Annotated in this window: 12 protein-coding genes; 4 read left to right on the top strand and 8 right to left on the bottom strand. The window is 54.0% G+C overall.

Annotated elements, in window-relative coordinates:
* Positions 1 to 65 precede the first annotated feature (65 nt).
* Both MKY48_RS03050 and MKY48_RS03045 read left to right on the top strand, forming a co-directional pair.
* Positions 66 to 1,568: an MDR family MFS transporter gene (locus MKY48_RS03050; RefSeq protein WP_339292284.1), complete on the top strand. Its 1,503-nt coding sequence runs from the start codon at positions 66 to 68 to the stop codon at positions 1,566 to 1,568.
* Positions 1,569 to 1,572: 4 nt separating this feature from the next.
* Positions 1,573 to 2,154 carry a PadR family transcriptional regulator gene (locus MKY48_RS03045; protein ID WP_339292283.1) on the top strand — a complete coding sequence of 194 codons (582 nt, stop codon included), beginning with the start codon at positions 1,573 to 1,575 and terminating at the stop codon, positions 2,152 to 2,154.
* A 96-nt stretch (positions 2,155 to 2,250) separates the two neighbouring features.
* On the opposite strand, the gene MKY48_RS03040 is transcribed toward MKY48_RS03045, so the two are convergent.
* Positions 2,251 to 3,081 (bottom strand): aldo/keto reductase, encoded by an 831-nt coding sequence (locus tag MKY48_RS03040; protein ID WP_076322322.1) that lies wholly within the window; start codon positions 3,079 to 3,081, stop codon positions 2,251 to 2,253.
* 208 nt (positions 3,082 to 3,289) lie between these two features.
* Here MKY48_RS03040 and MKY48_RS03035 point away from each other — a divergent pair, with 208 nt between their 5' ends.
* On the top strand, positions 3,290 to 3,481 hold the full coding sequence (locus MKY48_RS03035; RefSeq protein WP_339269944.1) for a hypothetical protein: 192 nt from the start codon (positions 3,290 to 3,292) through the stop codon (positions 3,479 to 3,481).
* A gap of 104 nt (positions 3,482 to 3,585) precedes the next feature.
* Here MKY48_RS03035 and MKY48_RS03030 read toward each other — a convergent pair whose 3' ends face one another.
* Positions 3,586 to 3,957, bottom strand: coding sequence for a hypothetical protein (locus MKY48_RS03030; RefSeq protein ID WP_213646409.1), 372 nt, complete (start codon positions 3,955 to 3,957; stop codon positions 3,586 to 3,588).
* Between the two features lie 101 nt (positions 3,958 to 4,058).
* The gene (locus MKY48_RS03025; RefSeq protein WP_076322325.1) at positions 4,059 to 4,643 is read right to left on the bottom strand and encodes a nitroreductase; all 585 of its coding nucleotides are present in this window, start codon (positions 4,641 to 4,643) and stop codon (positions 4,059 to 4,061) included.
* Positions 4,644 to 4,946: 303 nt separating this feature from the next.
* On the opposite strand from MKY48_RS03025, the gene MKY48_RS03020 reads away from it, so the two are divergent.
* Positions 4,947 to 6,947 carry a S9 family peptidase gene (locus MKY48_RS03020; RefSeq protein WP_339292282.1) on the top strand — a complete coding sequence of 667 codons (2,001 nt, stop codon included), beginning with the start codon at positions 4,947 to 4,949 and terminating at the stop codon, positions 6,945 to 6,947.
* A gap of 262 nt (positions 6,948 to 7,209) precedes the next feature.
* Here MKY48_RS03020 and MKY48_RS03015 read toward each other — a convergent pair whose 3' ends face one another.
* The 5 genes from MKY48_RS03015 to MKY48_RS02995 are packed head-to-tail and all read right to left on the bottom strand — an operon-like array spanning position 7,210 to position 13,862.
* A complete protein-coding gene (locus MKY48_RS03015) occupies positions 7,210 to 8,370 on the bottom strand; it encodes an amidohydrolase family protein (protein ID WP_339292281.1) in 1,161 nt (386 codons plus the stop codon).
* 14 nt (positions 8,371 to 8,384) lie between these two features.
* The gene (locus tag MKY48_RS03010; protein WP_339269936.1) at positions 8,385 to 9,122 is read right to left on the bottom strand and encodes a glucosamine-6-phosphate deaminase; all 738 of its coding nucleotides are present in this window, start codon (positions 9,120 to 9,122) and stop codon (positions 8,385 to 8,387) included.
* A 36-nt stretch (positions 9,123 to 9,158) separates the two neighbouring features.
* Positions 9,159 to 10,433 (bottom strand): Gfo/Idh/MocA family oxidoreductase, encoded by a 1,275-nt coding sequence (locus MKY48_RS03005; protein ID WP_339292280.1) that lies wholly within the window; start codon positions 10,431 to 10,433, stop codon positions 9,159 to 9,161.
* Positions 10,426 to 12,624, bottom strand: coding sequence for an acetylxylan esterase (locus tag MKY48_RS03000; protein ID WP_339292279.1), 2,199 nt, complete (start codon positions 12,622 to 12,624; stop codon positions 10,426 to 10,428). Before MKY48_RS03000 ends, MKY48_RS03005 begins: the two co-directional genes overlap by 8 nt.
* The gene (locus MKY48_RS02995) at positions 12,621 to 13,862 is read right to left on the bottom strand and encodes a Gfo/Idh/MocA family oxidoreductase (RefSeq protein WP_339292278.1); all 1,242 of its coding nucleotides are present in this window, start codon (positions 13,860 to 13,862) and stop codon (positions 12,621 to 12,623) included. Before MKY48_RS02995 ends, MKY48_RS03000 begins: the two co-directional genes overlap by 4 nt.
* Positions 13,863 to 13,871: the final 9 nt, after the last annotated feature.

Raw genomic sequence — 13,871 nt, 5'->3', positions numbered from 1 at the left:
CCACCGAATTATTCAAATTTGAATAATATGTACATAGTTGAATATGGAAAAGGAGTATTCTTAACATGAATGCACAACAAAGCAACATCAAATTGGTCGTGGCCGGTCTGCTGCTCGGCATCTTCATGGCCGCCATCGATAACACGATTGTAGCCACGGCTTTATCGACGATTATCCGCGATCTCCAGGGCTTTGACCAAGTCGTCTGGGTGACCTCGATCTACATGGTTGCCGTAATGGCCGGCACACCGATCTTCGGCAAGCTTTCCGATATGTACGGGCGGAAACGGTTCTTTATATTCGGATTGGTTGTCTTCCTGATCGGTTCCGCCCTCTGCGGGATGGCCAACAACATGACAGAGCTTATTATTTACCGGGCGATTCAAGGAATCGGCGGCGGTGCTCTAATGCCGATTGCGTTTACCATCGTGTTTGACCTGTTCCCGCCGGAGAAGCGCGGTAAAATGACGGGTTTGCTCGGTGCCGTATTCGGTACCTCCAGCATTATGGGACCGCTGCTGGGTGCTTTTATTACCGATAGCGTTGGCTGGGAATGGATATTCTATGTCAACGTTCCAATCGGGATTGTATCCTTTATTTTCATCATGACCTCCTATAAGGAGACCCGTTCCCATGCCAAGCAAAAGATTGACTGGACGGGAGCCGCAACGCTTGTAGGGGCAATCATCTGCCTGATGTTCGGTCTGGAACTAGGCGGGCAAACCTATGCATGGGACTCACCGCAAATTCTAGGCTTGTTCGGGGGATTCATTGCTCTGTTTATTGCGTTTCTGTTCGCAGAGACCCGGGCAGCCGAACCCATTATTTCGTTCCAAATGTTTCGTAAACGCCTGTTTGCTTCGAGCAATATCGTTGCCTTGTTCTATGGAGCAACCTTTATCGTGGCAACCATCTACATCCCGATCTTTGTTAGCGGCGTGTACGGTGGATCAGCAACCAATTCGGGCCTCATTCTGATGCCGATGATGCTCGGCAGCGTATTCGGCAGCCAAGGCGGCGGCATACTGACGACCCGGACTTCGTTTAGAAACATCATGATTCTGTCCGTCTTGTGCTTTATCACAGGCATTTTCTGCCTGAGCACGATAAGCCCAGATACGCCGCGCTACCTGTTGACGATCTTCATGGTCCTGACCGGCTTTGGCGTCGGGTTCTCGTTCTCCACGCTCAGCATGGCCTCCATCCATAACTTTGATGCCAGACAGCGTGGCGCGGCAACATCGACGAACTCCTTCCTTCGCTCCTTCGGCATGACGGTGGGGATTACGATCTTCGGGATCATCCAGCGCAACGGCCTGAACAGCCGACTTGCTGAAGCCGGAGGAAACGCGCCGGCTGGTGCCGAGTTAAATGCGGATGCCGTTCTTTCACCTGAAGTGATGGGGCAGCTTCCGCCGAACGTGCGTGAACAGATTACGACTTCCTTGGCGGATTCCATTGCGAATACGTTCTTGTGGGCGCTTGTGCCGGCGGTACTGGCTCTCGTGTTTGTGCTCATGATGGGCAACGAGCGGGTGACCGTGCCTGCCAAGGCTAAGGGAGCCTAATGTCATGTCGATGAAGCTGGCCATCCTGGGCTTGCTGCTGGAAGGAGACCATCATCCGTACGAGATCCGGATCAAAATGAAGGATCGCGGCATGGATCAGTATACGAAGCTTCAGATGGGCTCTCTCTATTACGCGGTAGACCGGCTTGCCGAGAACGGATATATCAAAGCAGTGGAAACCATACAGAGCGATAGCCGCCCGGACAAAACCATCTACCGGATCACGGATGCCGGACGCAAGCTTTTTGAGCAACTGCTGCTCAAAAAATTCAGGGACATCGAGCCCGTGCATCACCCGCTCTATATTGCGCTGCCGTTCTCGCAACTCGCGGACCCGGCCGTTCTGGCCCCGATCCTGCAGTCCCGTATCCGGGAAACAGAGCATCGGGTGAACCAGGCATATCAATTATACGTGGAACACCAACATATCGTCCCCCGCAGCGCCCAGCATCTGATGATCGGGATGTATGAACATGCCAAGACCGACCTGAACTGGCTGAAAAGATTGCACGAAGATCTAATACAGGGAAAGCTCGGTACGATTGGTGAACCTTTGTTGCCTGCGGATGGGCTCGAAGAACGATAACTGCAAGAGGAACTCCATCCTGATAAATAACGTAAAAAAGAGCGGGCACTTCCCTCATTCCGGGTTGTGCTCGCTCTTTTTATATGGAAGCGAAATTTAGAACAGGACTTCATCCGGATTGGAGCCAAAACGTTTGTTTTGGTTCAAGCCGTCAATGGCTGCCATATCCTCCGCCGAAAGCTCGAAATCGAAGATGCCCGCATTTTCGCGAATGCGATGCTCTTTAATCGATTTCGGAATGACGATGACACCGTTCTGAATATCCCAGCGCAGAATGACTTGCGCCGTGGTTTTTCCGTATTTCTCCGCGATCTGCGCGAGCACTGGTTGATCAAGATTGCCCTGCATCAACGGACTCCACGCCTCCAGGACGATATTATTCTCGCGTGCATACCCTAGCAGCTCCTTCTGGGAGAGCAGCGGATGCAATTCGACTTGGTCGACAACCGGTACGACGCCCGTTTCCTCGATGATATGCTGCAGGTGGCGGATCTGGAAGTTACTGACCCCGATGGAACGCACGAGTCCTTCCTTTTGCAGATGAATTAATGCTTTCCACGTATCGAGGTATTTATCTTTTCCCGGCCAGTGCACGAGATACAAATCAACGATATCCAGCCCGAGCTTCTTGCGGCTCGTCTCAAAAGCTTGCAGCGTCTTCTCATACCCCTGGTCATCATTCCACACCTTGGTGGTGATGAACAGCTCGTCCCGCGAAACTCCGGATTCGCGAATGGCTTGCCCTACGCCCTCTTCATTGCCGTAGATGGCAGCTGTATCGATGCTGCGGTACCCTGCAGCGATTGCTGATTTTACGGACTGAATAACCTCTTCGCCTTCTTTGGTCTTCCATACGCCAAGGCCCAGCCACGGCATTTTTACGCCGTCATTCAAAGTAGGTCCATCGGTAAAAGTTTGATTGGCCATTCTGAAATCCCTCCTGTTGATGTAATGCAGCGGTTGTAAAGTCGCTTTCTCCAGTATATCAAAATCCCAGTATCCCGCTCAACGTTACACCACTTGCCAGGTGCCATTCATTTTTTAACTTCATTTAACCGGGGTTTAAACTTCGTCCGTTACAATGGAATATATCTTATACGTTACTAGCAGCTAAAACAGGAGGATTCACGAACCCATGGAAACCGCTACGCTCATCGTTGCGATCACTGCACTCGCGCTCATGCTCATTCTATTCATCGGAAATATAATCAACAACGGACTCTCCGCCGTCTTCAACTTGAACATCCGTGCCAAAAAGTACGCCGTGGTGCTGTTAATCATTTATGCGGTGTCGATCAGCGGCTTTGTCCTTCTCACCCAGTGGTGATCTGTCTCAAAATAGAAAAAGGGCCGTCCCTGTCAGAGGCATGTCGCCTCCGGGTTCAGCCCTTCATTCCTATCACGCCATATACAAAAGCATGCGCAGCGAGTCTAGTACCTGCGTCTAAAAATACCGAAGCTCAGCAGTCCGCATGACACCAAGAACAAATACGGCCCTGCCGCCGCCCCTCTTATTGTCTGGCCGAAGAAATCTACGGTTTTGGATGACACGTACGTCATCGTCAAAAATATAGCGACCAGCGCAAAAATGTAGGCAATCAGCTTGTTCATCTTCTTCTCGCGGACCACTTTCAAAAATGGATAGATGAAACATACGATGAAAAACACGCCGCCCTGCAAAAAACCATTCTCTGCAGCCACGCCGATATCCAGCCATTTAAAAAAGAAAGAGGCTATCGCTAAACAGGTGGCTATAAAAATAAACTTGCTCCCCAGATCCCACTGCTTGAACCGAAATTTCATTCCCGTACACTCCCCTAGTGTCAATCGCCCGGATGCCGTAACACCCTTAAGACAAACTTAGGGTTCATTATACCGGATTTTTGCGGTGGAGGGTAGATCAACTACAGGTCTGCAGCGCTATTCAGCCATACCGTTTTGTTCGCTGCCGGTTGACGTTTCCCCTGCTTAGGTTCCATATCCGGATATCCGATGTATAGGAAACCCAGCATTTTATCTTCAGGCTTCAATCCGAACGCTTGATTCATCAGCGAATGGAAACACGGCTCGCCCGTTCTCCACACTGCACCCAAGCCAAGCTCATGAATTTGCAGGAGCATATTTTGAATAGCGGCAAACACCGCTCCGTACTCTTCAAGTTCAATCACCTTGGGGTCCGTGGACGGTTCGACCGCCACACCGATAACAACCGGAGCCCGGTACGCCTTTGTACGTCCTGACTCACGTGCTGCAATTACAGCCTCTTCACTTGTATCATCACCACCTGCCGCCTGAATGTCACCAAGTGCGTTGCCGAGCACGTCGCGGCCCTCCCCTTGCATGACAAAGAATTTCCACGGCTCCGTGAGCTTATGGTTCGGCGCCCAGGTTCCCGCTTCTACGATTTGTTCAATCCATTCCTGCGGTACAGCGTCAGGCTTGACCTTGCCAAGGCTGCGGCGCGTGCGGATAGCTTCACTTACGTTCATATCTTATTTCCTCCTGAGCTATATATAGTTGGTTTTATTTTACATACTCCTAATTGAGAGCCTGTCTCAATTATAACAAAAAGCACACCGTATCGCTTCTAAATTGACCAGTTGAAAATTAATGAGCTGTTTTCAGTTCTAGAGCTTCATTTTACAATCTAGAATTATTGTAATTTCCCCTCTGTTTTACTAGCATTTGGTACGAAACGTTCACATTTCCCCTTTCACTTTTCATCTAGATTTCCATACCATTATCTGGGATAATGATGTTTAACTCACACAAGAAGATTAGGAGGATGATTCATGACTGATAAGCGACTCATAACGCCAGAGGATTTGTACCGGATGCACTGGGTGAATGACCCTGTCGTATCTCCAGCTAGTGGAGCCATAGCCTATGTACATAAATCCGTCAGCGAAAAGTACGACGGTTACCGTTCCCATATCCGCCTGCTTCCTGCAGAAGGAGACCAGGATGTTCCCTTCACGTCCGGCGAGGCGGATACAGCACCCGCTTGGTCCCCTGACGGGTCGGAGCTTGCTTTCTTGCGCAAAAAGGGCGATAAGCCGCAGGTATGGATCATGCCTGCCAACGGCGGGGAAGCAAGGCCGGTTACCGATTTGAAGCACGGTGTCAGCACTTTTAAATGGTCCCCGGATAGCGCACGCCTACTTGTTAGAAGTGAGGCGGAAGCAGCCGAATCTACGGAAAGCGAAGAATCAGACAAAGACGACAAAAACAAGCTCCCTGAGGAAAAAATCATTAATCGCATTAAATATAAAGCCGATGGCGCAGGATTGTGGAATGAACGTCGACATCATCTATACCTCGTAAATCCGGCAACGGAAGAATGCAAGCAAATTACAGAAGGAGATTTTGATATACATGCCTTCGCCTGGTCACCGGACGGCACCCGCATCGCATACAGCACCTGCCTTGCCACGGAGCAATTCCCGGATCCGGATTTTCGTTTGACGGGCGATGTGTTTGTCATGGACCTCGATAGTGGATCCGTAACCGAATTGACGGATGGAACCCTCTCGATTGGTTCCATTGCATTCACCCCGGACGGGCAGTATATGCTCATGCTTGCCAGCGACCTCAGCTGCGGTTTTGCCACCCTGACCAAAATCCACCTGGTTCCGCTATCGGGCGGAAAATCCCGCGTGCTCTTCACGGACATGGATATTCAGCTGGGGCACGCCGCGGTCAGCGACATGAGAGCTGGAGCCGGAACGCCTCCGCTGTTCAGTAAGGACGGCCAATCCGTATACATCCAGCTCAGCCAGGATGGCAGTGTTCATATTGGACGTTTTGCTCTGGACGGTTCATCCTATGAGCTGGTCGTATCGGGCGAACGAGAGGTGTACCAATTCGCTCTGACACCGGAGGAGAACGTGGTGTTCGCCGCTGCCGACCCGCTGCAGCCTGGCGATCTGTTCAGCTTCTCTATCGCTAAGAACGAGGAGAAGCGTCTGACAAACTGCAACGAGGAGCTGTGGAACGAGCTTACGTTAAGCACGCCGGAGTCCTTTACGTTCCGGACGTCGGACGGCTGGCCGATTCAAGGGTGGATCATGAAGCCTGCCGGCTTCACGGAAGGCACCAAGGTCCCAGCCGTGCTTGAGATTCACGGCGGTCCGCAAGCCATGTACGGACATACGTTCATGCATGAGTTCCAGCTGCTTGCTGCAGCCGGCTATGCGGTATTCTACACCAACCCTCGGGGTGGCCACGGGTACGGTCAGGTACACGTCAATACCGTTAGAGGTGATTACGGCGGACGGGATTACCAGGATCTGATGGAAGCTGTAGATTATGTGCTGGATACCTACACCTATGTCGACGCTTCCCGTCTTGGCGTAACCGGCGGCAGCTACGGCGGCTTCATGACCAACTGGATCGTCGGTCATACCGACCGGTTCCAGGCAGCGGTAACCCAGCGCTCGATATCGAACTGGATCTCCTTCTACGGCGTCAGCGATATCGGCTACACCTTTACGCAGGATCAGATCTGGGGCAATCCGTGGGACGATCTGGAGAAGCTGTGGAAGCATTCCCCTCTCGCTTACGTGAAGGACGTCAATACGCCGCTTCTCATCCTTCACGGAGAACAGGATCTCCGCTGCCCGATCGAACAGGGAGAACAGCTGTTTATCGCTTTGAAGCGACTCGGCCGGGAAACTCAGTTCATCCGTTTCCCGGGTGCGGATCACAACTTGTCCCGAAGCGGCCATCCGCATCTGCGGGTGAAACGCTTGAGTCATATCGTCCGTTGGTTTGTGGAGCATATCGAAAAATAAAAACAAAAGAAAAACCATCCCTGTGCGAGCTAACGCAATGATCGCTCGCATAAGGATGGTTTTTTGTATTGGTTCCGCCAGACGATGGCCAAAGAGAGTTGTAGTCTGCTGGAGGGCAGCAGATTTGCTGCCCAAAGTCCCATAAAAGGACTTTCTCGATCGGTGAGCGTGACTCTTTGCACTTCTCCAAGTCCCCTGCAAGAATCAGGACGTGTTGTTCGCGGACGCTGTTCATTTTCCCGCAGCCTCCTACACCCTCATATCAAATAGGACCGTACACCGTCTCGCCCGCCACAACTGTCTCCCGGACAGCCATACCCGATCCGTCTGAATCGCAGTCGAACAGCGTCAAGTTCGCCGGATTCCCGATCTTAAGCCCGCCCAATTGCGGCATAGCCAGTACCACAGCCGGGCGGATGGTGACCGCGCTTACCGCTTCCGCCAGCGTCATATCCGTATAGCGGATCGCATTCGCAATGCCAATGTCCAGCGAAGAAGCGGATCCGGCCAGTATCTCCGGATTCTCTACCGTATACAGGCGCCCGTCTGCCGTCAGCTCGACCACGCCTCCGATGAGGCTGCTGTACCGTCCGGGAGCCATGCCGCCGAACATGACGGCATCGCTGACAAGCAGCGATTTGTCCCGTTTCGCCCGCAGCATCGCTTTCAGCACAGGGGGCGCCAGATGGTGACCGTCCGGTATAAAGGTTGCCCATAACCGGTCGTCCGCCAACTGATGCCAGATATAGTTGGGGTGGCGCTGCAGAACGGTCTGTGAACCGTTCCCCAGATGAGTTGATACCGTCGCTCCTGCCTGCACCGCCCGATCGATCTGCTCCCCTGTAGCCATCGTATGCCCGATCGCCACAACCACGCCCGCCTTGACTAACTTCTCTATAAAAGGAACCGAGCCTTCGCGCTCCGGCGCGAGCGTCACCATCCGGATAAGCCCGCCAGCCGCATCCTGGAGCCGCTGAAACTCATCCCAATCCGGATTCCGGATATACTCCCTCGGATGCGCCCCTCGACTGCCGTCTTCACCGGATAGATATGGACCTTCCATATGAATGCCGGCAATAGAGGCACTTCCGAACTCCCCGGACTGGACATACCGGGACAACCCGCTAAATGCTTGACGCATCCGGTCATAACTGCCCGTGATGACCGTTGGCAAGTATGCGGCAACCCCTCGCCGATGCAGCGCACGCGTCACGCCTTCAATATCGCTCTGCGACGTCACGGTCCCATTCAAGTCGTATCCCCCGAAGCCGTTGACCTGCACATCGATCCAGCCGCTGCTGATCCAAGGTAACGCCGTCTTATCGTTCTGTCCCAACCGGCGTATAGCCGCGATCCGTCCGTCTAACGCCGCCTCTACCTCAACCGATTCGCCGGTATGCGGGAGCTTTCCACGCCACAACATAGGCGTCCCCCTAACTACGCCCATTGATAAATCGGCGCTGCCGATGCTTTATCCAGATATAGCATCCAGCTGGGATGCGTCTTCAAGATGGTAGCTGGCACCCGGTTGTCCACCGCGCCTTGAATGGTATTCTGAATGGCAGCCGCTTTGGCCTGATGAGGCACGACCGAGACGATATGGCGGCTCTTCAAAATCTGTTGGACTGTCATCGTTATCGCTTGCTTCGGCACTTCCTCATTCGATGCAAACCAGCCTTCCCTTACCTGCTGGCTCTTGCACGTATCGCTCAGGTTCACGATGGTATAAGGCGACTCATTATCAAAATCGGCCGGCGGATCATTAAAGGCAATATGCGCATTTTCCCCAATGCCGATCAGGGCCAGATCCACAGGAGCCTTGGCAATCTCTTCATTCAACCGCTTCACCGTTTCCTCAGGATCTCCTTCCCCGTCAATGAGCCATGCCTGGCCGACGTTCGCATATTTCAGAAAACGCTCCTTCAAATACTTACGGAAGCTCGCGGGGTGAGATTCCGGCAACGCGATATATTCATCCAAATGGAACATCTCGATCTTATCCCATTCCATATTCAGCTTCACGAATTGCGACAAAAACTCAAACTGCGACGCGCCCGTTGACAGGACGATGCGCGCTTTTCCTTTTTCCGCGATCGTGTCGCGGAGAATCGCCTCGCAAGCGCGGGCTGCCTCCAAACCTGCTTGATCCGCATGTTCCAATATGTTCAATTGCATAATGATAATTCCTCCTTGTTGTACAGCGTTGTAAATTTAAGCCAGAACGTCGCTATTCATAAATTCCTCCAGCCTCACCATGCGCTTCTCTACGCGGGAACGCTCGGCGGCAAAGGCCATCAGATGACTCTGTATCGACGCTTGGGCAGAAGTTGAGCTGTTATGCTGCCCCTGGGATCTGACCGACTTCACAAAATCCTCAATTAAGCGCATATCCCCACCTCCATGTCCTACATGTCCTTCCGGATCGACGAGTTGGATCATTTCCTGCTTGCCGCTGCCAAAGCGGCGGATCTCGATCTCGTTGGTTTCCATCGTGGCCCGAATCTCGCCCTTAGTCCCCATAAGCTTGATGGTACGGTTGCATTTCTCCGTGAACGCGCTCATCGTGAACACCGCCGTAATGTCATGCTCGAATTCCATGCTCACGACCTGGTGATCCACGACATCGTTATCGCAATGGTACACGCACCGGCCAAAAGGACCCTCCAGCATCGCTTGGTAACGCGCTTCGTAACTCGGATCGTTGCTCGCGGCCTCGCCCTTCCAACCCGCATTCTCGATCAGATACGTATTCGGCGCATAGTACTGGCATTCATGGGATACCGGGCATCCATCCAGGCAGCGCTTCGGCGCGCCAGGCGGAGCTGATTCCGGACGAAAATGCGACAGGTGGCCATAGGAGGCAACGCTCAGGCATTGTCCTCCCGCCAGCCATTGCATAATGTCGAGGTCGTGACAGGATTTGGCCAGAATCATCGGGCTGGATGACTCACTGTTATTGAAATATCCCCGCACGTACGAGTGTGCCTGGTGCCAGTAGCCGACGTTCTCATTGTGCTGGATCGACATCAGACGACCGATCCGCCCTTCATCAATCAAACGTTTAAGCTCTTGGAAAAAAGGCGCATAACGGAGAACATGGCAAATCGTTAATGTACGGTCGTAATCTTCTGCCTGCCGACCCATATCGATGCATTCCTGCCATTCCGGCGACATGGGCTTTTCCAACAGCACATGGTACCCGGCGGCCAGCGCCTTCATCGTCGGCTCATAATGGTCCCGATCCCTCGTGCAGATGAAGACCGCATCCGATTGACGGGGCCCAGCAAAAAGCTCATCCCAGCTCGTAAAGCATCGCTCATCCGCTATCCCGTACTTCGCTTGGCAGCGGCTTCGCCGCACCTCATCCGGATCGGCAACGGCAACAATCTGCATCTCCTCAGGTCGCTGGAGCGCATAACCGCTATATATCATGCCGCGAAGGCCGGCTCCGACCAGCGTGACCGTTAATGGTTTTGGTTTACTCATGTCCTTCCACTTCCTTTCCCTCTAGTTGCCCGCGATATACTCCCCACGATTCGTTCAGCTCGGAGGGATCAAGCACCTTCAAAATGCCGGGAAACACAATGCTCATCGCTTCTTCCTCCTCAAGCTGCCGTTCCCTGACCAGATCGGCTGCGCTGCTCAAAGGATGAATGGCCGTGATCGCACCGATTCTTCGGTCAATCTCCGCGGCAAGCTGCACGTAAAGCCCTTCCCGACCCACGGTATAGAACGGGATCGCTCCCCCCTGCCACTCATCAAAGTGGGAGACGACCTCCATGCATCGGAGGACATCGTACGTGCGCAGCGCAGCCAGACTGTCCCCGAGCCAGATCAAATCATCGGCAAGCTTATGCAGCACGCCAAAATAGGAATGCGCAGGTTTTTCGTATATCGGATAAGGCTCATGAGGACCGACCCCGGACGTATTCAGCACCAGTACGGCGCGGCCGGATTGACAGGTCTCCTGAATCCAGGCCCAGTGATCCTTCAACCGCCGGGTCCCTCCCCGCCAAACCGCAACGGTCAGCGGCTGCTTTCGTTCGGTTATATCCTCGGCCAGTCGGAATACATAACCGCTGTTCATGATGCCTTCCTGTGACCACCACAGGCGATAATCAGCCTCAAGGCCCTCCAATGCGCCCAACCGAATGATGCGCGGGTTCAATTCGCAAGGCTTGCGGGAGGCGTAGATTCTCTCCTGTAGCCACTGCCTTGCTCGATCCTGTCTTTGCTGCGTCGGAAGCAGCGACCGGGCTGCGGCCAATTGGTCGCAGCGATCGGCATTGAAGTCCCGGATCGATCTTGCACCCACCTGATCCCGGTACAGCTGACCGCTGGGGCTGCACCACAGTTGTTCCGGCGGAAGTGCCTCTATCTTCACTGCATGACTGGCGGCAACCTTCACCTCAAGATGCCGGACGAAAAAAGCCGCCGCCGCCTCGGCCAGCCGGTCCGTATAGCGGTGCGTCGAGGCATCGGTTACAAGCTGAAGGTCCCCTGGATGACCCAGCAGCTCCCAGAAGCGTCTGCAGCGATCAACGGTGCGCCGCGTGCCTTCGATCGGGAAGAAATCGTATTCCGCTGCCAGCACGATCAGCGGCTTCGGCGCAAAAGCGATGAGCAGATCCTCATGGTCGTAGCCCAGCCCAGACAGACCCGGCCATACCTGCTCGGCATCCTGTACGCCGCCGGCATGCAGATACAACTGCCGGTTCATGATGAAGGTGGCCGGAGCCGCCGCCGCAATGCGTTCATCGCAGACCATCATCATGGCCGTCTGCGTTCCGCCGCCGGAGTTTCCCGTTACGCCGATCCGCGACGGATCGACCTCGGGCCGCTCGCATAAGTAGTCGATGGCACGCATGGCATCGTGAACGAAATAACGGGCTACGCTGTCGCCGAGCATATGGCACTGAACGCCGTATTGCTGATGCTCCTTCGTTCCCCATATGACGCTCCCTACCCGATCCTCGAAATCATGAAGGCTAAGGCGTTCGCCCTGCCCGATCGGATCGATGGCCAGCACGATCATGCCCGCCCGGACGAAGTGCTGGATTACGCGCTGATAATAGGCATCATGCTTCGCCCCCTGCTCGTGTCCGCTCAGAAACAGGACGGCCGCGGAACGTTCTTCCCGGTGGTTGGGCAGGTACAGATTCGAGGTGACCCAATACCCTGGACTAGACTCGAACACGACCTTCTCCACCTGAAAGCCGGCTCCGCTAACGACACCCGTCGTATATGCATTAAGCGGAGGCTGATGTTTGGCTTGCGCTCCATCATCACCTGTTTCTCCCACTGCGCGCCCGGAACGGAGCCTGACGAGCGACGCGCCCTCTGAAGTCCCTTCTGCCTTTGTACTGATTCGCCCTGCCGCCTTGGTCGTGTATACATTCGGCAAAGAAACACCACGCTGTACCCTCTCCCCGAAAGCCGGCCCTTCCTCCCTTTCCGGGTTCGCAAACGCATCGGGAAGACCGCCGATGGACCTCAGGAAAGCCCCCCTGATCTCCTCCTGCCGCTTTCTCGCCGCCTCGGGCGTGACGATGGCATCCCGAATGGCATCCCCGGCGGCAAAAGCGGCATCGGAACGTTCAAACACATGCGTCTTCAACTGATCCCTCGTGTCGTATAATGTGCAGATATACTGCTCCAGTTCCTGAACGCTGTTCATCTCGATGAACTCCCGTTGACGAACTTCGGCGAAACGTCCGGAAGCTTCATCGCCCGGCCTTCGGCAATGGAACGATTGGCTGTGGCACCAATCAGAAGGGATTCGGCGCCTACCGAGCTATCGGCTTGTTGACCTAGAGGATCTTCGATTCCGCCTTCGAACAGCGCCTTGCGCAGCTTTGCATCCCCGCCGCCATGACCGGCGGCCGATGTATTGACCTCGACCACCTCTTCCGTGCCATCGGTTCTGAAGATATGAATCCTGCTCGCTTCCCCTTGCTTCATATCCGCGTTGCTGTATACATTCGAGACCTCGATCCGGCCTTTGCTGCCGTTGATCGCAGCGCGCCAGCCCTCATAAGGGCTATAGGCGACGAGGGAATAGGTCAGCATCGCATTATTGTCATACCGGACATTGACCGACATCGTGTCATAAATGTCGATCCGGCTGTCAAACAGGCACCGGTCCCGGAAATATCCGTCCGCTTCTTCCGCCTGGCGATAGTATTTTTCAAGAAACGGATCCTTTTCGATATCCACATAGAACTCGCACTCGTCTTTCCGATGGCAAGTAAGGCATCGTTCTCCATGATCCTGCCGATCGTCCCCATACACCCGTCTCGTTCCAAAGGCATGGACCTCCACGGGACGGCTGTTCATCCACCAGTTCATGATGTCGAAGTGATGCGTGGACTTGTGAACCAGCAGTCCGCCGCTGTTCTTCATCTCGGCATGCCATCTGCGGAAATAATCCGCGCCATGCCGGCGGTCCAGAAACCACTCCAAATCAATATGGTAGACATCCCCGATGACCTCTTGCAGCAGCAATTCCTTCACGGTCGCAAAATAAGGCGCAAACCGGAGGTTGAACGTGACCGTCACCCTCTTACCGCTATCCTGCTCCGCTTGCAAAATTTCACGGCATTTATCTTCATCAATCGTCATCGGCTTCTCGCTTATGACATCACAGCCGGCTCTCAAGGCTTGCACGATATAGGTATGGTGCGTGTAATCCGTACTCGCCACAATGACAACATCCGGCTTCACAGCCGCAAGCATGCCGTGGAAATCATCATATACGGGAACTCCCCCGCATTCCTCGCTAAGAAAGCGCGCCCGCACCGGATTGGCATCATACACGCCTTCAAAGGCAACGCTCCCCTTCCAATCGGTTACCATCGGTTTAGCAAACATATACAGCGCTCTTGACCCAGCGCCGACCAGTACGTACTTCTTCATGTCGTAAGT

The organism is Paenibacillus sp. FSL W8-0187 (assembly GCF_037969755.1).
Taxonomy (GTDB): domain Bacteria; phylum Bacillota; class Bacilli; order Paenibacillales; family Paenibacillaceae; genus Paenibacillus_AQ.
This window is presented reverse-complemented; position numbering and strand designations above follow the sequence as displayed.